Raw genomic sequence first — 26,133 nt, 5'->3', positions numbered from 1 at the left:
TATTAAAAAGATAATTTTTTAATGCTTTTTCTTTTTCTTTTTTTTATAATTTTTTTTACAATAATATAAATTTCATTTGAAAACTCATTTTTTTTTGGGGAAACTTATATTTAATTTTTTTATAATAATAATTCTTATTTTTTCATATGGAAGTATAGTTAAAAATAATAAGTTAAAAAAAAATATGCTCTTTAAATAATAAAGATTTTAGTGGAGATGAAATTTGATAGTATAAATTAACACTATCAAAAAGATTTTTTTTCTTTATAGTAGTATTATATTACTACAATACACATGTAACCAAATTCCATTTGTCTAGCTTCACCTAGTGTTACATGTACTATTTGTTCATCAGGATAACTTAGTTTTTCACAGATTATTATTTCATGTTCTGGACTATATCCATGATCAATAAGATATTCTGCAAGTTCACTTATATGTCTATTTGGTAGTACTATGTTTTTCTTATTTTCATCAAGTTCTTTGAGTAGTTTCTCTGTTGGTGCTCGTCCTCCATGTATTGTTATGAGATTTGCATCATCCCATGGTATTTGTAGTTTTGCTGATGCTAATTGTATTGAACTTATACCTGGTATTACATTAAGTTTTGTTTTTGGTGATAGTTTCTGCATTGTTTTAAGCATTCCTGAAAATCCTGGATCTCCTGTTGAAAGTATTGTTACATTAAATCCATCATCTAAGTATGATACTGCTTTTTTCACTGTTTTTGGAATGTCTCGTGGTTCAAGTACTACCATTTGTGCATCAAGATAATCAAATGGTTCTAGTGATCTTTTACTTCCTACTAGTACATCTGAGTTTTCTATTGTTTCAAGTGCTCCTATTGTTAGATATTCACGATCTCCTGGTCCTATTCCTACTATGTTCATTTTTTTAGTCATACTATCTAAATCCTCTATAATTATTTAAAATTATAATCTTATGTATAAGTTTATTAAACTGTTAAATATTTTATCTTTTCTGTATTTTTAATATAATTATCTTATTTAATTTTTTTTATAAAACATTAAATAATTGTTCTTTTTGATAGATAATAAATAAATATGAAAAAAAAGAAGGGGATTCTTATTCAAAAAAAAGTTACAGCAACATACATTCTTAAAAGTTTAAGAAAAGATCTTAAAAACGAATTATCTAATCTTTGGTTATACAATGAATGATGGACTAATATCTATTCAAAAAATATGGCTTAAAGAAATTTGGGAAATTACAGGAACTTCTAAAAAATATCCTTTAAAACTTCAAGTAAAACAAAATAAAATATATAATATAAGACCAAATTCTAACTTTAAATATGATAAAGAATGTGTCTTTAAAAACGAAACTGATTTTCTAAAAGCTCTACTTAAAACTATTAAATTAGAAAAAGGTGAAAAAGTAGCACAAAAATGGAAAGAAGAATTTTATAATAATTATGAGAAATATTATCATAAAAATATTATTTTTTAACTTATAATTCTAAAGCTATTTTATTTGCTACTTCATATACAACAGGAATAACAACGGTATTACCAAGTAAGTCAAAAGCCTTTGTAATTCCTTTACTATCATTTTTAAACATTGATAAGTTATAATCTTCTGGAAATCCAAATAAACGTAGACCTTCTCTAATTGTAATATTTCTTATTTTTTTATTATCAATAACACCTACTCTTGATATGTCTGTTGCAACAAGTGTAGGAGCAATATCATTAGGATCAAGAATTTTTGTAAATTCAAAGCTTAATTTTCCAGTAACAATATTATATCCTTTAGGTTTACTTTTATCTTCACATCGTTTACTTATTTCTTTTCCATTTTTAGATTTTACTTTAACTAAATCCTTTGGATATTCTTTAACAAGATAACCTTTCTTAACAAGGTCAATAAGCATACTTTCAAGATTTTCAGAATCATAAAATGTAGAAATTTGATCTTTTGTTAAAGGCATTCCATCCATCCATTTAATTCCAATATCTTCAGCCCAGTGTTTTTTTCTTCTTTCACGTAGCATTTTTTCAAGTAACTCTTTTTGTTGTTGAGATACGCTTCCTTTTATTTGAATATCCCAACTATGAATATTATTTTCTCCGCCTCTTTTATCTTTAATAGCTTTTCCATATAATTCTTCAGGTTTATAATGTTTTAATATACATCTTGTAAACTTAGTATTTTTTGTTGGTTTATTTTCTTCTAATATTTCAGATAAAACACTTTGTTTACTATTAAAATGATCTAAATTAATTTTTTTATCTTTTGTCCCTACTATGAAAATCCTTTTTCTTGATTGCGGTATTCCAAAATCTTTACTATTTAATAACTTCCATGTAACTTTATATCCTAGATTTTTTAGATTATTTAATATTATTGTTAAAGTCCTACCTATTTTGTCTGTTTTTTTTATTTTATCATGGGTAATTAATCCTTCAACATTTTCTAGTATGAATCCATAGGGCTTTTTTTCACGTAGAATTCTTTCAACTTCAAAAAATAATGTTCCTCTTGTATCATTAAAACCTAATTGATTTCCAGCTACACTAAATGATTGACAAGGAAATCCAGCAAGTAAAAAATCAAAGTCTGGTATTTTTTCGGATTTTATTTTACATATGTCACCTTGGATATCCTCATCATTAAAATTTTCTTTTAATGCTCTAATTGCATGAGGCTTAATTTCAGATGTTAAGACACACTGTGTTTTATATCCTAAATCATTAAAAGCACTTTCAAAACCAATTCTAAGACCACCTAATCCAGCAAATAAGTCAACAAACTTTATAATATTTTTTTCCATTGAATTAAACCTTCTATACCTTTAATTATATTGTTTTTTGTATTTGATAAATAGTTTTTAATAGATTTTTTTTTATTCGGACTTCTAAAAATAACTATGTTATAATTATATTTTACTTATATAAGTTAAATTTTTTTATAATATGAATAATCAAAAAAAAATAAGTAGAAAAAATGAGGTGTTGAAGTATGTTATAGCATTTGTAGTATTCCTGGTACTGTTCCATAGATTATAAGCATTAGTAGTATTACAATGAAGAATGTTGATATTGCTCTCATTATGATTGCTACTTTTTCATCACTTATTGGATGATTAGCTATGAAGTTTAATAGACTATTAAATCGTCTACTTATAAAGCATCGTATTGACATTGGTAAATGTCGTGTGTAATGATTTAGTGTGTCATTAAATTCTTTTCGTCTATCATCACGTATACGTGTTTTTAGTATTTCTTCAAGTATTAATCCACCATCAAGTGGTTTCATTGGTAGTAGGTTGAATGTTCCCACAGCAAAGTTTAGTAGGAAAATTAATGAAAATAATTCTTCAAGTGTTGGTAGTATTGATGGTAGCCATGTTCCATATTTCTTTTGGGCTTCAGGTGTTATTATCTTATGTTCTCCACTACGAACTCCCATGTACGACTTTGTTGAATTTGATGGACTTTCAGCTAATGTTAGATTATAATGTCCCGTATTTGTTGTTATATTAATTCTATCACCTATATGTGTATTATTAAGTGCTTTTATATAGGATGAGTAGTTATTTGTTGTTTGATTATTAATACTTGTTATAATCATTCCATCTTTTAATACTCCTTCAGCAGGACTTGATGGTACTACACTTGATATTTCCATACCATCTGATGTATATAAGTTTTCTGATGCCATAAATCCTGAAATACCACTCATAATAACAAAAGCTATGACACATAATACAATATTTGCCATAGGACCTGCAAAGTATACACGAAGCTTACTTATACCATTTGCCTTTTCAACTTCCTGTTGATTTGGTTCAACAAATGCTCCTGGAATAACAGCTAAAAGTAATAATCCAACAGAATCAATACTAATATTTTCAGCACGAGCAAGAACACCATGACCTCCCTCATGTATAATCATAACAGTAGCAAGAGCAATAAGACCTGTACCAAATGGAATATAAAGAGGAGATCCTGGAATATCAACACCAGGTAAAATTAATGAAACTGTAGGTTGTGTATACATAAGTTGTAATGAATAAATAACACTAATTACCATTACAATTATGAAAAATACACCAATAGGCATTAAAATATTTGTAAACTTCTTCCAAAAGCCATGTGAGATACCAGCAATTCTATCTATAACTCCACGTAGCTTATCAGTTTTAAGCATTATAACAATACCTTCAAATGATATGTAAGGCTTTTTGCGTAGTGCAAATGCAATTATGTATACAATGATAAAACCAATAGCATAATAATATAATGCATTCATAAAAAAATTTACCTCAAAAAAATTTTAAATATTTTATAAAATATTTTTTCTATTTTCTAATATTTAATATAATTTATCATATAATATTTCTTAAAAAAATAATAAAAAAAAAGTAAAATGGTGGTGAATTAGTATAAAAAACTTTTTATGTCATTTGATCTTCAATTGTTGTTGTATTATATTTAACGAGATCATCAACACTAAGATGTATAAGTTCATCATCATCTTTTTTAATTGTAAGATCAGATGGTACAACTTCTCCAATTTCAGCATGAGCAATACCAAGTTGTGTTAGAGCATCTTTAATTGTTGAGAGTGCTTCTGGTTTAACAGTTATAAGGAATCTACTGTTAGATTCTGAAAATAGCTGCATTGTTGTTGTAAGATCTTCTTTTGATGGTATATTATTAAGACTAATAAATGCTCCTTTATTACTATTAATACACATTAATGCTATTGCAACAGCAAGTCCACCTTTAGATAAATCATGTACTGCTGTTATATTTTCTGATTGATTTTCAATTATTGTACGTATTGCCATTGATGTTGCATAGTTTTCATCAAGTCTTAGTATAGGTGGGAATCCTGCTACTGTTGCATGTACTTCTTTTGCATATTGTGATCCATCAAGTTCATCATATGTATTTCCAACAAGAAGAATTATATCTCCATCGTTTTTAAGTGTCATAGTTTTAATATTTTTATTATCTACAACTCCAACTGTTCCAACAATTGGTGATGGATTTACTGTTACACCTTCTGTTTCATTGTAGAAACTTACATTTCCACTGATAAATGGTGTGATAAATTTACGTGCTACATCACTCATTCCACGAACTGCTTCTTTAAATTGCCAGAATACTTCAGGTTTTTCAGGATTTCCAAAGTTTAGACAATCAACTAATGCTATAGGACGTCCTCCCATACTAATTGAGTTGTTTATACTTTCAAGTACTGCTGATGCTGCTCCATCATATGGGTCAAGTAGTACATGAGTACTATTACAATCTGTACCAATTGTAAATGATGTATCTTCATCTACTTTTACTACTGCTGCATCATCACCTGGTTTTACTACTGTTCTTAGTTGTACTTCATGATCATACTGGCTGTAAACCCATTTTTTACTTGTAATATTTTCTGATTTAAGTAATTTAATTAAATCTTCTTGTGCATTAGTTGTTTCAGGTATTTCTACATGATCAAGATCTTTTTCAGGTGCTTTTGCAGGACGTTCTATAATAGGAGCATCTGTAAATAATACATTTGGTGCATGACAAATTACTTCACCATTATCTTCTATTATAAATTCACGTTTATCTATAATTGTACCAATAACAGCACATGAAAGATCGTTTTTCTCACATATTTTAGTTGCTTTTTCTACATCATCTGGTGATATTGCAAATACCATACGTTCTTGTGATTCTGATAGCATGATTTCATATGGTGTCATGTTTTCTTCACGTAGTGGTATTTTTTCAAGATCAATAAGTGATCCATTTCCGCCTTTATCTGCCATTTCAGATAAACAGCATGTTAGACCTCCTCCACCTAGATCTTTTACTCCATGTACATCAATAGTATCAAGTATTTCATATGTTGCTTCCATTACACGTTTTTTTGTAAATGGATCTGCTACTTGTACAGCTGGTCTATCTTCTATTTCTGAGTTACTTGTTAGTTCTTCTGATGCAAATGTTACACCATGTATTCCATCACGTCCTGTGGTTCCACCCATAAGGAAGTATACATCTCCTACTACTGGTGCTGATCCATATACTATTTCATCTTTTTTTACAAGTCCTGCACATACAACATTTACCATTGGATTATATTGGAAGTTATCATCAAATTCAATTTCTCCACCAACTGTTGGTACTCCTATACGATTTCCATAGTCTGAGATTCCTTTTACAACATAATCAAATATGTATTTAGATCTTTGATCTGACATGTGTCCAAATCTTAGTGCATCAAGTAGTACTACTGGTTTTGCTCCCATACTTATAATATCACGTACTATTCCACCAATTCCTGTTCCTGCTCCTCCATATGGTTCGACTGCTGATGGGTGGTTGTGGCTTTCCATTCCTATTGCAAGTGCATATTCATCTGTTAAACTTACAATTCCAGCATCATCTCCAGGTCCTAGTATTACATCAGGTCCATCTGTTGGGAAGTTTTTTAGTATTGGTCTACTACTTTTATATGAGCAGTGTTCTGAGAACATTACATCCATCATTCCAAGTTCTAATTCATTAGGTTTACGTCCTAATACATCTTCTATATATTCAAGTTCATTATCAGTTAAAACCATAAACTCATACAACCTTTTAATTATTATTATTTTTTTTTATATTATTATTTTTAGTTTCTTTTTTTTTTAGATTTTACTTTTTTGCTATTAAAAGTAAAAAAAAAGGTTAACAGAAAGAATATTATAATCTATTCTGTTATTGATATTTTTAGTTCTTCATCTTCAATTTTCCAGTCTTTCATGTATCCATCAAACTCAACGTCTCCAAATTCTAGTGTTTGTGCACGTACTTCATTTGATATGTAGTCAATGTGTGGTTCTACTGCTTTTTGGAATTTGTCACTACATTTGAGTTTTACATCGATGTTTGCTTCTACATTTAAGTCCATGTCTTTTCTCATATCTTGGATACGACGTATTAATTCTCGTGCCATTGCTTCTGAGTATATTTCATCTGTAAGTTCTGTATTTACATATACACTTCCTTGGTTAAATTCACAGCTTACAAGATTTTCTGGTACTTCTTTTTCAAAGAGTATTTCATCAGTTTCTAGTGTTATGTCTTTATCATCAAAGTGTATTGTGTATGTTCCATTAGCTTCTAGGTCTTGTTGTATTTCTGATCCATCTACATCATCACGTTCGAAGTATTGTTTTACACGTCCTAGGTCTCCTCTGAGTTTTGGTCCTAGTATTGCCATGTTTGGTTTTGCTATGATTATTGCATTATCTAGTTGTTCTTCGATTGTGATTTGTTTGGTGTTTGCTTGTTCTAGGAAGATTTCTTCAAGTGATTCAATTGCATCTTTTACTTTCATATCCTCTGTTACAATTGTAATGTTTTGTACAGGCCATCTTAGTTTGAATCTTGCTACATCACGTGCATGTGCTGCAGCTTCTAATATGTCACGTATGTAATTCATGTTTTCTTCAAGATCAAGATCTATTTCATCTTCATCATATGTCCAGTCAAGCATGTGTACACTTTCAGGTGCATCTTCTTCTACTTCTCTTACAATGTTTTGGTAGATTTCTTCTGCTATATGTGGTGCTATTGGTGCAAGAACACAAGTTAAGTCTTTTAGTGTGTTATATAGTGTATAGTATGCACCTAACTTGTCTGGATCATCACTTTCTACCCATGTTCTTCCACGTATTAATCTTACATACCATCGACTTAGATCTTCTAGTATGAATTCTGATATTTTTGCTGTTGCACGGTTAAATTCTAGATCTTCAAGGTCTAATCCTACATTTTTAATTAATGAGTTAATTTTTGATCTTATCCAAAGATCTTCATCACGGAAGTGTAAATCTTCTTTGTTATAAAGTGTAGGATTAAAGTTGTCAAGACTCATATATGTTGTTGAGAAGTAATATACATTCCATAGTATATTAAATAGTTTTGCTGAGTTTTGTACTTCATCCCAGTGGAATTTTAGATCATCCCATGCTTTGTTTGCATCAAGTAAGTAGAAACGTAGAATGTCAGCTCCATATTTTTCTATTACTTCTTCAGGTGATACAACATTTCCTAGGGATTTACTCATCTTTTTACCTTCTTGATCTAATGTAAATCCATGCATTAGTACTTTTTTGTATGGTGCTTTTCCGAATGCTGCAACTCCTAGTCCTAGTTGTGAGTAGAACCATCCACGTGTTTGGTCGTGTCCTTCTGTTATGAAGTCATATGGGAACCATTCTTCAAAGTTTTCTGATGGATCTTGTGGGTAGTGTAGTGCTGCCCATCCTGCTACTCCTGAGTCTATCCATACATCAAGAACATCTTCTACACGATGCATTGTATGTCCACAGTTTTCACATTCAATAGTAATGTTATCAACATGTGGTCTGTGTATGAAGTCACCTGTTAGTGTTATGTCGCCGGATTTTTCGATGAGTTCTGCTTTTGATCCTATTACTATTTTTTCTCCACATTCATCACATGTCCAGATTGGTAGTGGTATTCCCCAGTATCTTTGTCTGGATATTGTCCAGTCTCGTGCATTTTCTACCCAGTTTTTAAATCTGCTTTCACCAGCCCATTCTGGTACCCATTCTACTTCATCAATTTGTTTAAGCATTTGATCTTTAATTTCTGTTACTTTGATGAACCATTGACGTGTTGCTATGTATATAATTGGTGTTTTACATCTCCAACAGAATCCTACTCTGTGATCTATTGTACCTTCATGCATTAATGCTCCTGCATGTAGTAGATCATGTGTTATTTCAGGATTTGCTTCTTTTATTGGTTTTCCTTCATAGATACCTGCTTGTTCGGTGTATACTCCATCTTCTCCTACTGGACAAAATGGTGGTATGTTATTTTTCATTCCTACTTCGTAATCTTCAGGTCCATGTCCTGGTGCTGTATGTACAGCTCCTGTACCATCTTCTAATGTTACATGATCACCAAGTATTACTTTGTGTATGAATTCTTGTTGTTCTGGTATTTTATCAGCTAGTGGATGTTCATATACTAGGTTTTCAAGTTCAGATCCTTTCACAGTTTTTATGATTGTTTTTTCAACATCACCAAGTACACTATCAACAAGTTCTGATGCCATGATTAATATTTCATCTTTACCAGTTTCATCATTATATACTTTTACGTAACTGTATTCATAGTCTGGATGTACACTTACTGCCATGTTTGCTGGTATTGTCCATGGTGTTGTTGTCCAGATAAGTATGTATGTATCAGCATCTGAGTATGGTTGTTCTTCTAGTTTAAATTTAACATAGATTGATGGATCTATTTGATCTCCGTATTCAATTTCTGCATTTGCAAGTGCTGTTTGACAGTGAGGACACCATGTAATTACACGTTTATCTTCAACTAGCAGGTCTTTTTTATCAGCTTCTTTTAGTGTCCACCAACATGATTCCATATATCCATTATCATATGTTACATATGGGTCATCCCAGTCCATCCAGATTCCCATTTCTTTGAATTGTTTTGTCATATCTTCTTTGTTTTGGACTGCGAATTCTTTACATTTTTCAACAAACTTGTCTATTCCATATTTTTCTTCAATTTCTTGTTTGCTTTTTATGTCTAGAAGTTGTTCTACTTTATGTTCTATTGGAAGACCATGTGTATCCCATCCTGCTTGACGTCTTAAGCTGTAGCCGTTCATACTTTTGTATCTTAGGAATGCATCTTTTATTGTTTTATTCCATGCTGTTCCTAGGTGTATTCTTCCACTACAGTATGGTGGTCCGTCTAAAAATGAGTATTTTGGACGGTTTTCTCGTAGTTTGTTGACTTTTTGGAATATTTCATTTTTATTCCAGAATTCTTGGATATCTTTTTCAAGTTTACTATTATATCCTTGTTCTACCTCATTTATCGGCATTTATTTTATACTCCTATTTCTTTTTTGTTATTGTGTTATTTAAAAGTAAATATTTTTTGTTTAAAAAAAGGTTTTTTTTTAGTATTCATTCAAATGAGTTTATGGTTTTTTATCTTTTTTTTAGATAGATGAATAATTTTCCTTTTTTTATATTTCACATAAAAATTTCCATATATTGTATATGATTTTTTAATTTTCATCAAAAAAATTGTTTTAACATATAAAAAAATGGATTTAGATGTGAACATTTTTTTTTATTAATCATTTATAAGTTTATATTATATTATTATCTATGTAATTAGTTAACCTAATATTTAACTATATTTTTCATAAAAAAAATTTTAAATTTCTTAAATTAAAAAATAATATTAATAATACTCAAAAAAAAATACATAGGAGATTTTTTTTCAAAATGCAATATCTTATAATAAATGGAAGTCCAAGACACCAAAACACATGGAAAATAGTAGAACGAGCAAAAAACAGATTATCAGATCATGAAAAGGAAGCACAATTTTGGGAAGTAAACCTAATTGATGAAGATATTTCACAATGTATTGGATGTTTTAACTGCTTTATAAATGGAGAAGATACATGTCCACATGCAAATAAAATACAACCAATAGTAGAAAAGATGAAAAAATGTGATGGACTTATAATAACAACACCTGTATATGCACTTAATGTATCAGGACTTATGAAAACATTCATAGATCATCTTGCATACTTTTATCATAGACCCTACTTTTTTAAAAAACATGCAATGATAATAGTTACAACAGCAGGTATGGGAGCAAAAAAAGTGGGAAAATATATGGATGAAACATTAGAAAGCTTTGGATATAATCAGAGATACAAGTTATGCTTCATAAATGCATATAGACCAGATGGAAAACTACCATATAAAACAATAGATGAAATATATAAACAAACTGATAAATTCTATGAAGATATTATGAATAAGAAACTTTATTCACCATCAATGAAAGCATTATATTCATACAATGTATGGAGAGCAATGGCATATAATAATCATGTTGCTAAAGATACACACTACTGGAAAAAACATGATATGTTAAATGATGAATATTGTCCACAAATACCATGTAATGTAGTTAAAAAGCTTCCATTTAAGATATTTTACAAGATGATGCAAGGTTTTCTTAAACAAAATACAGTAAAATCAGAAAAATAGTAAAAATTTAAAAAAAGAACCCCCTTTTTTTTACTATAGAATGTTAATATTTAAGGTAAATAATATTAATTTTTAAATAATAAGAATTTCACTCTCCTCCTTTTTTTTCTTTAACTAAAATAAAAAGTAGTTGTAAAAATCTAGCTTCAATTTTTTTTTTAATACATAATAAAAAAATCAACTTTTATCCTTCTTTTTTTTTAAAGGAATGTAATTTAAAATTCATTTTATAAAAAAAATAAAAAAAAAGATATGGGAGGTGAGAGTATTTATTTTTTTATTTACATTATTAAGACTATAATGCCTTAATTTCTGTTTCATTTTTCATTGTACTATTTTGACTATCATCAATAACTGGCATTGTGATAAATAGTATAGTATCTAAGCGTAGTGAATTATATGCATTATTTGCACCGAAAACAATTGTTAAATTGTAATGACCAGTTTTAAGTGATTCTGTAGGTATTACAATATTAGCTGAACCATTAGTATATACACTATGCACATAAGTTTTACCATTAATTTTCACTGCTAGTTTATTATCACGAATGATTTGTCTACCTTTCTGATCATAAAGTGTTATGTTAAGTGTGGTGTTTTCTCCATGAACAGTACTTATAGGTGATAATTGTGTTTTTGCGTTACTTTTAATAATTGTTAAATTAACTGTTGATTCTACTCTATTATAATTATTATTAGAATAAACAGCAGTTATGGTATAATTTTTAGCACTAAATGATGAAGGTATAGTGTATGAAATACTTGCAATACCATTAACAACTGTACTATTAACAGCTCCACCATCACTATTACGTAGTGTTACTCCATTAATTTTGAAGATAACAATTCCATCATTAGCAATTCCTTCATCTTCAGCAACAAAAACTACAGTAAATGATGGATTTATTTCATTATTACCTGGAAGAAACAACATTGATGTTTCAATTAATGAAGATAGTATATATCTTAAATTTACTAATAGCACTGATGTTATTGTAAGTAAATTAGATACTACAATTGCTATTGATAATATTAATAATGTTATTGCAGGTGATAGTGTAACAATTAATGGTAAATTAACAGATAGTGAAGCTAATATAATTGCTAATGCAAAAGTAACAATCACAGTAAATGGTGTAACATACACTCTAACAACAGATAAAGATGGTAAATTTAGTCAAGTAATTCCAACAACAAAAGCTGGAAATCTAAATATAATTACTACATATGATGGTAATGAAAGATATGATGCAACTCATAATACCAATATGATCAATATAACTAAAAGAAATACCGTTTTAAGTATTAATAATACTGATAATAGTCTTATCAACGATACTTTCATAGTAAATGGTAAATTAACAACAGATGATAATAACATCTTAGATAATGCACCTATACTTATTACTATTAATGGTATGAACTATATCACTCATAGTGATGCTAATGGTAGTTTTACTCTTAATGTAACTGCTCCAAATAAAACAGGAAATCACACAATTAATGCAGTTTATATTGGTAATGATTCCTTTATGAGTAGTACCACTAATAGTCAAGTAAATGTTAAAAAACTTAGTACAACTACTACTGTAGAAAACATTACAAGCAAAGTTAATAGTAATGCTGTTTTCACAGCTAAAGTTGTTGATGAGAAAGGTAATGCTGTCTTATCAGGCAAAGTAGTATTCAAACTTAATAATAAAACTATTGGTATTGTAAACATTATCAATGGTATTGCTTCTATGGAATATAAAGTTATTAATAGTCCTAAAGATTATGAAATAACTGCTAAATATGCAGAAAGTTCAGCATATACTAGTAGTGAAACTATTGGTGTGTTACATGTTATTAAACGTGATGCTAATATAACTTTAATGAATATTAGTGAGTCTATCGTTGGAGATAAAATTAACATAGTTGCTATTGTTGTAATAGTTGCTGTGTATGAATATTTACTTTCACTATCAGTTACAACAGTTGCTACTTGTTTACCATTAATGTAGATTATTACAGTTTCACCTGCAACAATACCACTTTCACTATTTACAACTCCTGAAATTGTGATAGAATCTTGTGGATGTTTTAATCCAATTTCATCAATAGTAATTTCAGTAATTGCAGATTTACCAACGGTAACTTTCATTTCAATATTATTAACTGAACCTGAATATGTTAGTTTAACTGTGTAAACTCCTGTGTTTGTGAAAGTATAATTAGCAACAATTATACTATTATCTATAAGAACAGCATTAACTGTATTTTCTAAATTACCTTCAGGATCATAAATTTCATATACATAATTATTAGAACCACTTGTATCTGTAATTGGTGAGCTAATAGTAGTGGTTTGATTTGCAAATGCAGTTCTATCATCTAAGTTAATAGTATTATCATTAGTATTTAGAGCTTTTGTTGTGTAAATAGTTTCACCATTAGCACCATTATTATTAACAAAGTTGTTAGTATCTAATGTTAAAGTTCCAGCATTATAAAGTGCTCCACCGACATTTGCAGTGTTTTGTTTAAATGATGAATTACCTACAGTAGGACTTCCACTGTTAACATAGAGTGCTCCACCATATGATGCATTATTATTATTAAATTCTGTATTGTTTATTTGACCATTATTATAGGATAATATTGCTCCACCATAAGTTGCATTATTATTACTGAAATTAGAATTAATAATGTTTGATGAAGATAAATTTGGTCCTAGTAAGAGTGCTCCACCTAATGAAGCATTATTGTTAATAAATTTTGAAGAATTTATTTGAATTTCTGAGTTATCAGCATATATTACTCCACCATGACTTGTTGCTTTGTTATTTTCAAATGTATCATTTTTGGATGATAAAGTTGAACCTGTATAGGACATTATTACTCCACCCATGGTAGCTTTATTTTCTACGAAGTAATTGTTTTCAAATATCATATCACTTATTTGTGAATATATTGCTCCACCGTAAGATGATACTGAGTTATTTTTAAATGTACTATTTGAAACGTTTAATAATGGATGTCCATTAGTTGATGATACTCCACCAATATGTATAGCTCCAGCTAAGCTTGCTTGGTTATTTGTAAAGTTAGTTCTTACTACTGTTAATACAGGTTTTGTATTAGTAGCCATACTATTTAGTACTATAGCTCCTCCTGAACCTACACGTTTTCCACTACCATAATCTTCCATTATGTTTTTATCAAATAGAGAGTCTGTAATGTTTAGACTGTTGTATGTTTCTATTGTACCATATACTCCTCTTGAGTTGGTGAAAGTAGTGTTTGTAATTGTTTTTATTCCTTCATCAGAGTTACCATTCATTATTAATATTGATCCACCGTGACGAGCACTATTAGCATCAAATCTGGAATTATTAATGTTTAGTTTATTGGTACTGTTAATAAAAGCAATTGCTCCTCCATTTCCTCCATCACTATTTGAAACATTATGGGTATAATTTGCATTATTGTTTATAAATGTTGTATCATTAATGTCTAGTGTAGCATTTGAGAATATTGCTGCTCCTCCATAATCATTACGGTTAGCACCTTCAACTTGTGTTTGTGTGTTGTTAGTAAAGGTAGCATTATTTACTTTTAATGTACTATCAAGTACAGAATATATTGCTCCACCATATTTTGTTGCTGAGTTATTTGTGAATTTTGAGCCAGTAATTGTTAAGTTGGATATTCCCGTGCTTATTGCTCCACCCCAATTGTCAGCTTTGTTGTTTGTGAAGTTAGTGTTAGTTATTGTAATATCAGCTGGGTATGTGCTTATTGCTCCACCTGTTGAATATGCATGGTTATTTTTAAAGTTACTGTTTGTAATTTCTAAGGTTGGTGCTGCAAATGTGGTTGGAACTGGTGATCCTGTACGTATTACTCCACCTTCTGTAGCTGTGTTGTTTTCAAATGTTGAATTATCAATTGATAATTTTATACTTTGTGCTGTAAAGTAACTATTTAGTACTATAGCTCCTCCTGAACCTAAACGATTTCCACTACCATAGTCTTCCATGGTGTTATTTGCAAATACTGTACTTGTAATATTTAGGCTGTTGTATGTTTCTATTGTACCATATACTCCTACAGATCCATTAAATGTTGTGTTTTCAATAACTTTTAATCCATCATCACTATCACCATTGTATATTAGGATACTTCCTCCATGACGTGCTGAGTTATTATTAAAGTTTGAATTTTTGATTATTAGGTCTTTTATACTGTTGTAGTGTACAATTGCTCCACCGTTTCCACCATCACTATTTGCTACTCCATGTGTGTAGTTTGCATGGTTGTTTGTGAAGTTTGTACTTGTAATGTGTAATCCACCTTCGGAGAATATTGCTGCTCCTCCATAATCATTATTGTTAGCTTTAGTTGTGTTAGTATGACTGTTTTTATCAAATATTGTGTTTGTAATATCTAATGTGGATGATGCATTATTATATATTGCTCCACCTCTGTTTGCTGCAATGTTATTTGTGAATTTGGAGTTGGTTATGTTGGATGTATCATTTCTAGTAAAGTATATTGCTCCACCGTATGATGCATTGTTGTTTGTAAATTCAGTGTTAGTTATATTTGTACGTGCATTTGTATATATTGCTCCACCATAGGTATAGTTTGTTTCATTTATTGCTTTGTTATTATCGAATTTTGAATCACTGATTGTTAAGTTTTTATTTGGTGTTATAAATATAGCTCCACCTTTAAGTGTTGCTGTGTTGTCAGTAAAGTTGTTGTTTGTAATGTTTAGATTTCCAGAACTATATATTGCTCCTCCACCAGTTGTAGAGTTTGCTTTATTATTGTTGAAGTTGGAGTTGGTAATTGTTAAATTACTTGTAGTTCCATGTATTGCTCCACCTGTCATAGCTTTATTATCTGTGAAGTTTGTATTTGTTATCATAGTTAAGCTAGTAAGAGATATTGCTCCTCCATTAGTTCCGGCGGTATTTTGTGTAAATTTGGAATTATTTATATTTACAGGCATAGTTTTAACAGTGTTAGCTGAATGAATTGCTCCACCTTTAGCACCTGCTTTATTATTGGTGAATGTAGTGTTATTAACAGCTATATGTTGTGTAGCTATTGCTCCACCATTTGATGATGCAATATTATCTGTAAATATTGAATTTTTAATATTAAGTGTGTATGGATTAGCTGATAGTACATTTACATTGTAAACATTTATTGCTCCACCATTTGATGTTGCATTGTTTTTTGTAAATGTTGAATTATTAATATTTGCATGTCCTTTAAGATATAAAGCTCCACCAAGTTTTCCTGTATTATTATCAAATATGGAGTTATCTATTGTAATATCACCATATTCAAGGTAAATTGCTCCACCATTTGTTGCATTATTGTTTTTAAATGTGGAGTTATTAATAGTTACAGTTGCATTTTTACAATCTCTTGTTACGGAAGCTATGTCTATTACTCCACCTTCATATGCTTCATTTTTATCAAAGATAGAATTATTTACTGTTAAACTTGGACTAGCAGTTTTATTATAAGAGTTAATTAGTATAGCTCCACCTGATGCATGATTTGATCCACTACCATATCCACTCATAATATTGTTTTTAAATGTGGAATTGTTAATAGTTAGTGTATTGTATGTTACAATTGTTCCATATACTCCTTGGTTGTTTGTGAATGTAACATTTTTAATTGTTCTTGTTCCTTCATCAGAGTTTAGGTTCATTATTAATATTGCTCCACCATGACGAGCACTATTATTATCAAATCTGGAGTTAGTAATAGTTAAATCGTTTGTACTAGTTACAAAAGCAATTGCTCCTCCATTTCCACCATCACTATCAGTTTCAGTATTAGTATAACTTGCAAGGTTGTTTATGAATGTAGAATCATTTATATATAATGTACCTCGAACACTAAGTGCTCCTCCATTATAACCTTTACTATTACCACTAACATGTTCTGTTTGTTTGTTACTATCAAATGTGGATTTTTCAATAAATAAACTACTACCTGCAGTAGTATATATTGCTCCTCCATTTGCTGGTACTGTGTTATTAATAAAAGAAACATTATTAATTCTCAGTGTTCCTTCATCATATATTGCTCCACCTTTTTCAGCATGACAATCTGCTATAATAATATTATTTAATATTACAGAGCTAGTTGCACCAATTATCATAAATTGGTTTGTTTGTGTACCATTTATTATTGTTTTTCCATTTCCATTTATTATAAGAGTTTTATTTATATCCCATGTTATTGTATTTGTTATTGTGTATGTTCCTTCATTTAGACTTACTGTTTCTTCATTGTTTGTTGATGAGTGTTTAATTGAGTCTATTGTATTATATAGTTCTTCATAGTTATTTACTGTGTAATCTTTCTTTGAATTTTTATATACTGTATCTGAATTTATTTTGTTATTTTCTATTTTTTGTGTTTTTATTTTATTATTAGTATTTTCATTTTTTATATTTTTATTTTCTGATTTTGTTATACTTTTAATACTATTATTTTTTTGTATTGTGTTCGTTTGTGTATTTAGCAAATCTTGGGTATTATCTGCTGTTTTTATTGCATTCATGCTTGTATTATCGTCTGTTGCGTTAATTGCACTTATGCTTATTAGTATTGAAAGTACAAGTAATCCTATTAATAAAAACTTGGAATTTTGTTTCATTAAGACCTTCTCCAAAAAAAATTATTAAATTATTCCTTGATTTTTAATAAGGTTTACTTTTGCTTTAAAATAATGAGTTTTCACTTTTTTTTAGAAAAATAAGATTATAATAATAAAATATTAAAGATGAATACTATAAAAAAATAGGGTGATGATTTATAATTTAAAAAAAATTTATTTTTTTTCTTAAATGTTAAGAAATTATTTTTTTTTTCTTATCTTATTAATTATCTTTTAAATATCCTAAATTTTTTTTTGTATCTAATAAAAAATCCATAATTTTCTTAATATGAATTAAATAGATTTTAAATTAGAAATTTAGAAAATCTAGGAAATTAAATATTAAGGAAAAAATAATATAAAAAATAAAATTTCTTATATGGAAAAAATGTATAGTAAAAGATTTTTTTTAGATTAATTTTTAGATTAATAAATAAAAAAAAATTTAAAACATTAAATTAAAGTAAATTTTTTTTATAAAAAATAGAATATTACCTTAAAAAAAATAGACATACAGGAAATATGTTATTTTTTTATTAAAATTCATTTTATTTAAAGATTTTTTGCACTTATTATTTATCAATATTTTAGTTAATAAATATTTGCTAATAATAAGATAATTTTTTTTAACTTAAAAAAAAGTAGGTAAGTATTTATGTTAAGTTATGTTAAATTAGGTCTTCTTTTAATAATAGTATCTTAAAAGGGTGAAATATTTGTATTTCATAAGACTTTTTTTCTTAAAATTAGTATTTTTTTGATTATAAACTTTATATATAGAAATTAGTTGATTTTATTCCCCCTTTTTTATTTTTTAGTATTTAAAAAATTAAGTTTATTTCACGTGTTTTTTAAGCTTAATAGTGACTATATTTTGTTTATTTCAAAATGAGTGATTTTATTTTTAAAATTAGGTTTTTTATTCAAAAAAGTTATATTAATAATTAAAGAAAATTGTTTTTTTTTTGATTTAGAAAAAAAAGATTTAATAAAAGTGGGGGAGAGGTAAGAATTCTATTTTTTTTATAATGTTCTTAGTTTTCCTTCAAGCATGAAGTCTTTGATGTCTGTGATGTTTTCAAGCCATCTGTCGATGATACGTGTTACATCTTCTTCGATTTCATCAATTGTGTATCCATCTTCTGTTTGGATGTGAGCTGTTGCTGTTCTTGGTTGGTCGATTGGTTTTCCTATTTGACTGAGTATTACCATATCTATATTTTTTACTCCTTCAACATCACTGTATACTTCACGTGTGATTTCGTTAGATAGAAGGTTGTAGATTTTTCCTACGTGGTTAATTGGGTTTTTACCTGATGTTGCTTCCATTGACATTGGTCTGTTTGGTGTGATGAGTCCGTTTGATCTGTTTCCTCTTCCTACTGATCCATCATCTCCCATTTCTGCACTTGTACCTGTTACTGTAAGGTAGTATCCTGATTCGTCTTTTTTGGTTTCATCATCTGCTGTGTTGATAAGTGTTTCAACGCTTAGGTCTGTTTCTTTTGCTGCTAAATCTGCTACGATGTTGTTGATTTCATCTTTCATGTTTAGATATGCATCTACATCATCTACATATTTTGATACAAATGCTGATGCAATTGTAAGTGTGATTTCGTCTTTTTCACGTAATCCCATTACTTTTATGTCTTCTCCAACATAAGGGTGATCTTTTTTGAAGTCTTTTGAATTTAGAAGTTCTTCTGTTTTTAGTACTAGGTTTTCAGTTTCTGTTAGTGGGTAGAATCCTACTCCAAATGAGGTGTCGTTTGCTGATGGTATTGCGTTAGGTCTTTGGAATACATCTCTTAGATCTGCTGATCCTTGTCCTATTTTACATTCTACTACTGTTCCGTAGTCTATGTCTAGGTTTATGATTGTTTCATCTAGGAATTTTTTTGCAGCTTCAATTGCTATGTAGTCTACTCCTACTTTGTGTGTTTCACCATTTGGTAGTGTGAATTCATTTGCTGCTCTTCCTGTTAATAGTATTTGTATAGGTTTGATGATTTGTCCACCACCAAATTTAGGATCAGATTCTCCTGCTGTAAGTTGTACTTCGTCTGTGTTGTGGTGTAGTACATGTCCTACTTTTTCTTTGTATGTTCTTGATAGTGTTCGGCTTACTGCTTCTGCTATTCCATCACTTATACTGTCTGGGTGTCCGATTCCTTTTCTTTCTACTATTTCGATTTCATCGTTTGCTGCTATATTTTGTACAGCTTTTTCTATTTTTATATTTCTCATTTGTACACCTTTTAAAGAGTTGTTTGAGGTTTTTTTTGTAATTGTTATTATTTTACTATTATTTTTTTGTAAGTTCCTTCTTGTAAAGTATGTATTTTTTATTTTACAAGTCCCTTTCTTTTTTTTAAAAAAAATATATATTATATCAAGTTATATTTTTTTTTGTATTATTTGATTTATTTTTTATAGTAATGTTACTATATTTCTTTTTAATTTATATTTAAGATTTTTTAAAACTACTAAATATTATATTATATGTATTTCTACTATAATTTTAATTATTATGAAAAATATATAACTAAATATTAATATATCATGTACGAACTAGTAATTTATAACAATAAAATTGAACAAAAACATATAAAACTTGAATATGCATCAAACTTCTATAAAAGACTTATAGGTTTAATGTTTAAAAATACGATAAAACCACTATTATTTACTCAGAAAACATCTAAAAGACACTTCTCATCGATTCATACATTTTTCATGAAAAAAACAATAGATATTTTATATATAAGTGAAGATAATAAAATACTTGAATATGTTACCCTTCCACCATGGAAAATGTATATACCAAAAAATAATCAAACAAAATATATAATAGAACTACCTAAAAACACAATAAAGAAAAATAAGATAACAACTAATACAACAATAGAAGTCGTGAAGAGAATATGAATAACAACAACAAAAATACACAGACAAACAGGGATGAAAATCACTTTCAAATAAATCATAATATGAAGTTTAGATATGATCTTCAAACATTTATGAACAATGCACGAACATTACTAAATATGGGAAAATTCAATCCCAAACACTTTAAAATAGTAGATCTTGTCATATCATCAAATAAACTACCTGGGGAATTTGATGGATATAAAATCGTGCAAATAACAGATATACACCTAGGACAGTGGTTAAATAAGGAAAAACTTGATGGTGTAGTGCAGATAATAAATAATCTAGAACCAGATTGTGTGGTACTTACTGGTGATTTTCTATCATACCAAGCTAATGAATATCTAAATCAACTTACAGATTCATTATCTAAACTACAACCAAAAGATGTTACATTATCTGTTCTTGGAAATCATGATCATTGGACAAATCCAGAAGCTGTAAGATGGGCACTTAGAAATGCTGGTGTTATAAATCTTGATAATGATATTTATACAATAAAACGTGGATCTGATAAACTTCAAATAGCAGGAGTTGATAGTATAACAGTAGGATATGATGATATTAAAAAGGTAGAATCAAAACTAGATTATGATGCACCTGCTATAATGCTTGCACATGAACCAGACTTTGCTGATACAACAGCAAAACTTAAACCATTCATACTACAACTTTCAGGACATTCACATGGAGGACAGTTTGAATTACCAGGAATCAGAACACCAATACGTGGTCGTAATTTTAGAAAATATCCAGTTGACACATATCAGGTAGGTGATATGATACAATATACAAATAGAGGTATTGGTACAAATTCATTCTGGTTTAGAATAAATTCATTTTATGAAATAACACGAATCACACTTAAAACTAAAAAATACCACTTAAACTAGGAAAAAATTAGGAGAAATATGTTGATTATTTATGAAAATATTATGGGCAATAACAGGAGCAGGACACTTTCTAGCTGAATCTCTCAGTATACTTGAAAATCTAGCATTAGATGATAATATAGTTACAATTACAACATCAAAAGCAGCAGATGAAGTAATACAACTTTATGGATTCAATGAAAAAATAGAAAATATTGTATCTTTAAACTACGAAAATAAGCATATTAAAGATGAAGATCAAGAATTTAGCTATCCGTTATCTGGTAAACTTACACATCAGAAGTATGATGTAATAATAATAGCACCATTAACAGCAAATAGTACAGCAAAAATTGTACATGGAATTGCAGATACTCTTATTACAAACATAGCAGCTCAATCTGGAAAAGGTCAAATACCACTAATAGTCTTACCTGTTGATCAAACACCAGGTCTAATAACAACTACAATACCACCATATATCAGAAAAGATAGATGTGTAGTACATGAAAATTGTATTCCAATGAGACTATGTCCAAATGATGCAATTAATCCTCCATATATTGATAAGTCAAAATGTGTTAGTTGTCATATATGTAAGGATATTTGTATAAATGATGCATTAGTAGTTGATGAAAAAATAGAACTTTACATAAGAAAAATAGATGCACAAAATACTCAAAAACTCTCAACAATAGAAAACATAAAAACAGTATATCAACCAGACAAAATAGTTGAATATATAAAAAAAATAGAAAAAGAATAAAAATTTATATTCTTTTATAAAAAAATTAAAGTTATTTATTTTCTTTTAATTTTTCTTCTTCATCCCATATCTTATTCATCTCATTTTTGAAGAATTTATGAACATTTTCAGCTCCAATAATTGGTTTACTAGGATTCCAAGATTTAGGTGCAAATATGAATGGATATTGTTGTGTTCCACCAGCTCCACCATGACTTCCAATTAGATTTTCAAATGCATAAACCTGATCATCATCAACGTTATATGTACTATTTACAAGAATATCTGGCACATGTTTAAAACTATCTGTACGTCTAAGATGATCTGCAATATTATCACCATATTTATCTAGGAATCTATCATTAGGATATTTATAATAATCATCATCTAAGTAGTATATGTTATCATCATTAAATACTAATGTTCCATATACCGAGCTTTTTACCATTATAAATCCTATTCCGGGATGTGATGCAAGTCCACGGATAAGACCAGGGAATGCATCATTTATTTTTTCATATGTTAAGCGTTTATTCCACTGTGTGAAATATATTAATCCTAGATTTCCTGAAGCTAATACTATTGTTTCAACCTCATCAATATCTACTACATCATCATGTGTTAAATCTATATCAAATCCCATACTATTTGCTATATCTTCAATTTTATTTATCATAGGTTCAGCTTCATTAAAGAATTTTCGATCTAGTAGCCTATCTTTTTTATTTCTTAGTATTTCTGCAACTTCTCTTAGTTTTTCATGTTCTTCTTTAATTCTGTTTCTGTTTTGTTTTAAGTGTGTTGATAAACTTACATTATCAAATATGTGATCATTGTTTGAATATAATATACTATGAATCTTTGTATGTTCAGGTAGATATGTTCGTACTAAATCTTCTAGTGTTAATTTGTATTTCATCTTAAATGTTGGTCCTACTGATTGTCCATGATCTGATAGTATGATTAGCTCATATTTACGATTTGCTGAATCTATTACACGTTTAATATTACTAAATTGTTTATCAATTTGTCTTAGTGCATAGAATGCATCAGGATCTCGTATTCCACTATGATGTGCTATTTCATCATATCCCATGTAGGTTGTATAAACTTTATCATATTCTCCATCAAGTACATCTCCTATTATTGCAGATGTTGCTGCTTCACGCATTATTACATTTGCACCAAAACGTGCTATAAAGTATTTAAGTCCTCGTCGTTTTAGGCGTGGATTTATATTTTTAAGTCTATGGTATATTCGTGAAAATATTTCAACAAGTATATCCCATAACATTAAAGATATCACACGTGCTATGAAGTATGGCTCTGAAAACAGGTAATACCATGTTTTTGTATGTAAAACATGTCTATCTGATAGTTTACTTAGTGTTAATATAAAATCTGGTGCATCTCCTGTAAAGAGATTACATCTACTACCACCATTTTCAGATAAAAGACCATGATGATTTGATATTCGCTCCTCAATTAGTCCTGAGTCTCCAAATCCATTTGATGATACTATTTTATTATTATTGTCTTTTTCAACCCAACGAAATGCTGGTATATCATTGTTATTTCCATGTAAAATTCCAGCTTGTGATGAGCTTGTCTGACTTGATAAATCTGTTTCCCATTTAATAAGATGATGTGAATCATCCTCCAGCATACTTTTTACAGTTGGCATATCATCATTTTTTATTGCATCAACTAATACATCATATGCTAATCCATCTATTTCAAGAAAGATAAATCCACGTTTGTCTGGTTGTTCATCATCTGATTTATCAAATCTTTTTCGAATAATATTCCGGTAGTATATTTCTTCATTGTCAAAATTTAGAATAATAGCAAGACCTGAATTTATAATACCAATTAGAAGTGGTGCTGTTATAAAATCAGCAGGTTCCATTATAAAACCATGTATAAAATAACTTAGAATTAATAGTATTATTCCATCTATTATAAATGTTCCAATACCAAATGTTAAGACAAAAAAGTTTAGTGAGAAGTATGATATTATTGGCCAGAGTATGGCATTTATTACTGAGACTGTTAAAATTATGAGAAAAGCAGTTTTGAAGTCTATAATTCCTATAATATCAAATAGATTGTTTAAGTCTAGAAATATGATAACTTCAAGTATAAAGAGTATTATTGTTTTAACAGTTTTTGTAACTGAGTCTGTGAATATATTTACCATTTATTACCCTCTCATCACTTATTTTGATTTCATTCATTTTTTTTTATATTATTATATATTAAGTATTTAATTTAAATAAAATTAGTGATTTTGTTGGTAAATTAGATATAATACTACTTTTTTTTGAGTAGTATGATGTGAAGTGGAATAAAAAAAAAGTTAGTGTTCTTTCTTTTTTTATACTAAAAAAAGAAATAAAAAATTGGGGAGAAGTTTTATGATGTTTTTTCTCCTTTATTTTTTGGTAATTTTTTTTTCTTAGAATTGGATGTAATCGTATCCTTCTTCGCCTTCATCAAAGGTGTAGTGTACTGTTGTGTAGTCTTGCATGTAGTTTGTTACATCTTCTGTTACATCTTTTTCATCCATTACTACAGCTTTTATGAATTCTGCTACATCTTTCATGTTGTCTTCTTTAAATCCTCTGTGGGTTAACTCTTGTGTTCCCATTCTTATTCCTGATGGGTTTGCACTGTCATTTACGTCATCCCATGGGAGGAGGTTTTTGTTAAGTATAATGTTGTTTGCTTCTAGTGTTTTTGCCATTTTAGCAACATCGCCTAGTTCTTTTACATCCATTACTACTTGGTGTGATTTGGTAAATCCTTGATCTTCACATAGTACGTTAAATCCAAGATCATATAATTCTTGTGCTAGTGCTTGAGCGTTATTTACGGTTTGTTTTGCGTAGTCTTCTCCAAATTCTAGCATTTCTGCTGTTGCAATTCCTAATCCTGCCATATGGTGGAGGTGGTGGTTACTTACAAGTCCTGGGAATACACAGTTATCTATTTTTTTATGTAGATCTTCTTTACATAGGATGATTCCACCTTGTGGTCCTGGGAATGTTTTGTGTGTACTTCCTGTTACAATATCTGCTCCTTCTGCTATTGGATCTTGGAATTGTTTTCCAGCAATAAGTCCTAGTACGTGTGCTCCATCATACATTACACGTGCTCCTACTTCTTGTGCTGTTTCTACAACTTCTGATACTGGGTGTGGGAATAAGAATAAACTTCCTCCAAGTACTATTACTTTAGGTTCAAGTCTTCTTATTTTTTCTTGTGTTTTGTCAATGTCTACATTCATTGTTTCTGTATCCATTGGTATTGATGATATTTTAAGTCCACGTACTCCTGCTGCACTTACTCCAGCGTGACTTATATGTCCTCCTTCTGGTACGTTGATTGACATTATACGATCACCAGGTTGTGTTGTTGCAAAGAAGCTTGCAAGGTTTGCTATTACTCCTGATGTTGATTGTACATTTGCATGTTCTGCTCCAAATAGTTTTTTTGATAAATCTATTGTTATATCTTCTATTGCATCGATGTATGTACATCCTTCATATAATCTTTCTCCTGGAAGTCCTTCAGCATATCTGTGGGATAGATCTGATGCCATTGCTTCTCTTACTGCTCGGCTTGTTATGTTTTCTGATGCAATAAGGTTTAAACTATTTTTCATCCAATCGTGGTGTTGTCTTGTTAAATTTTCTATTTCTTGTGCTTCTTCAAAATTAGACATTATATAATATTCCTCCGTAAAAATAATGATAGGTATTCTATTGTAATATTCTTCCAATATTTATATACTATATTTTTTTATTATGTTTTTAAT

15 protein-coding genes are annotated in these 26,133 nt (G+C 29.1%); 5 read left to right on the top strand and 10 right to left on the bottom strand.

The window, feature by feature from the left end:
* Positions 1-275: 275 nt before the first annotated feature.
* Positions 276-902 (bottom strand): cobalt-precorrin-7 (C(5))-methyltransferase, encoded by a 627-nt coding sequence (locus tag MSCUN_RS03620; RefSeq protein ID WP_095607854.1) that lies wholly within the window; start codon positions 900-902, stop codon positions 276-278.
* Between the two features lie 235 nt (positions 903-1,137).
* On the opposite strand from MSCUN_RS03620, the gene MSCUN_RS03615 reads away from it, so the two are divergent.
* Positions 1,138-1,470, top strand: a complete 333-nt coding sequence (locus MSCUN_RS03615; protein ID WP_282956250.1) for an NgoBV family restriction endonuclease — start codon at positions 1,138-1,140, stop codon at positions 1,468-1,470.
* A 1-nt stretch (position 1,471) separates the two neighbouring features.
* Here the strand turns inward: MSCUN_RS03615 and dcm are convergent, their stop codons facing one another.
* From dcm to ileS, 4 genes are all read right to left on the bottom strand, one after another.
* The gene (gene dcm, locus MSCUN_RS03610; protein WP_095607852.1) at positions 1,472-2,794 is read right to left on the bottom strand and encodes a DNA (cytosine-5-)-methyltransferase; all 1,323 of its coding nucleotides are present in this window, start codon (positions 2,792-2,794) and stop codon (positions 1,472-1,474) included.
* 191 nt (positions 2,795-2,985) lie between these two features.
* Positions 2,986-4,275, bottom strand: coding sequence for a site-2 protease family protein (locus MSCUN_RS03605; protein WP_095607851.1), 1,290 nt, complete (start codon positions 4,273-4,275; stop codon positions 2,986-2,988).
* Positions 4,276-4,420: 145 nt separating this feature from the next.
* A complete protein-coding gene (purL, locus tag MSCUN_RS03600) occupies positions 4,421-6,595 on the bottom strand; it encodes a phosphoribosylformylglycinamidine synthase subunit PurL (protein ID WP_095607850.1) in 2,175 nt (724 codons plus the stop codon).
* Between the two features lie 128 nt (positions 6,596-6,723).
* Positions 6,724-9,897 (bottom strand): isoleucine--tRNA ligase, encoded by a 3,174-nt coding sequence (ileS, locus tag MSCUN_RS03595; protein WP_095607849.1) that lies wholly within the window; start codon positions 9,895-9,897, stop codon positions 6,724-6,726.
* 412 nt (positions 9,898-10,309) lie between these two features.
* Between ileS and MSCUN_RS03590 the strand changes: the two genes are divergently transcribed.
* On the top strand, positions 10,310-11,092 hold the full coding sequence (locus MSCUN_RS03590) for a flavodoxin family protein (RefSeq protein WP_095607848.1): 783 nt from the start codon (positions 10,310-10,312) through the stop codon (positions 11,090-11,092).
* Between the two features lie 295 nt (positions 11,093-11,387).
* On the opposite strand, the gene MSCUN_RS08290 is transcribed toward MSCUN_RS03590, so the two are convergent.
* The 3 genes from MSCUN_RS08290 to MSCUN_RS03570 form a co-directional block, all read right to left on the bottom strand.
* Positions 11,388-12,026, bottom strand: a complete 639-nt coding sequence (locus MSCUN_RS08290) for a hypothetical protein (RefSeq protein ID WP_170104027.1) — start codon at positions 12,024-12,026, stop codon at positions 11,388-11,390.
* A gap of 840 nt (positions 12,027-12,866) precedes the next feature.
* A complete protein-coding gene (locus MSCUN_RS03575) occupies positions 12,867-17,765 on the bottom strand; it encodes a beta strand repeat-containing protein (RefSeq protein WP_109582979.1) in 4,899 nt (1,632 codons plus the stop codon).
* A 1,023-nt stretch (positions 17,766-18,788) separates the two neighbouring features.
* On the bottom strand, positions 18,789-20,012 hold the full coding sequence (locus tag MSCUN_RS03570; RefSeq protein ID WP_095607844.1) for a methionine adenosyltransferase: 1,224 nt from the start codon (positions 20,010-20,012) through the stop codon (positions 18,789-18,791).
* 315 nt (positions 20,013-20,327) lie between these two features.
* Between MSCUN_RS03570 and MSCUN_RS03565 the strand changes: the two genes are divergently transcribed.
* The 3 genes from MSCUN_RS03565 to MSCUN_RS03555 are packed head-to-tail and all read left to right on the top strand — an operon-like array spanning position 20,328 to position 22,334.
* Positions 20,328-20,693, top strand: coding sequence for a DUF192 domain-containing protein (locus tag MSCUN_RS03565; protein ID WP_095607843.1), 366 nt, complete (start codon positions 20,328-20,330; stop codon positions 20,691-20,693).
* A complete protein-coding gene (locus tag MSCUN_RS03560) occupies positions 20,690-21,589 on the top strand; it encodes a metallophosphoesterase (protein ID WP_245837607.1) in 900 nt (299 codons plus the stop codon). The genes MSCUN_RS03565 and MSCUN_RS03560 overlap by 4 nt, the downstream gene beginning before the upstream one ends.
* A gap of 31 nt (positions 21,590-21,620) precedes the next feature.
* Positions 21,621-22,334, top strand: coding sequence for a flavoprotein (locus MSCUN_RS03555; RefSeq protein WP_095607842.1), 714 nt, complete (start codon positions 21,621-21,623; stop codon positions 22,332-22,334).
* 31 nt (positions 22,335-22,365) lie between these two features.
* On the opposite strand, the gene MSCUN_RS03550 is transcribed toward MSCUN_RS03555, so the two are convergent.
* Together MSCUN_RS03550 and glyA are read right to left on the bottom strand one after the other, a co-directional pair.
* A complete protein-coding gene (locus tag MSCUN_RS03550) occupies positions 22,366-24,513 on the bottom strand; it encodes a phage holin family protein (RefSeq protein WP_095607841.1) in 2,148 nt (715 codons plus the stop codon).
* Positions 24,514-24,771: 258 nt separating this feature from the next.
* Complete coding sequence (glyA, locus tag MSCUN_RS03545) at positions 24,772-26,040, bottom strand: serine hydroxymethyltransferase (RefSeq protein WP_095607840.1); 1,269 nt, start codon at positions 26,038-26,040, stop codon at positions 24,772-24,774.
* Positions 26,041-26,133: the final 93 nt, after the last annotated feature.

Source organism: Methanosphaera cuniculi (assembly GCF_003149675.1).
Classification (GTDB): Archaea; Methanobacteriota; Methanobacteria; order Methanobacteriales; family Methanobacteriaceae; genus Methanosphaera; species Methanosphaera cuniculi.
This window is presented reverse-complemented; position numbering and strand designations above follow the sequence as displayed.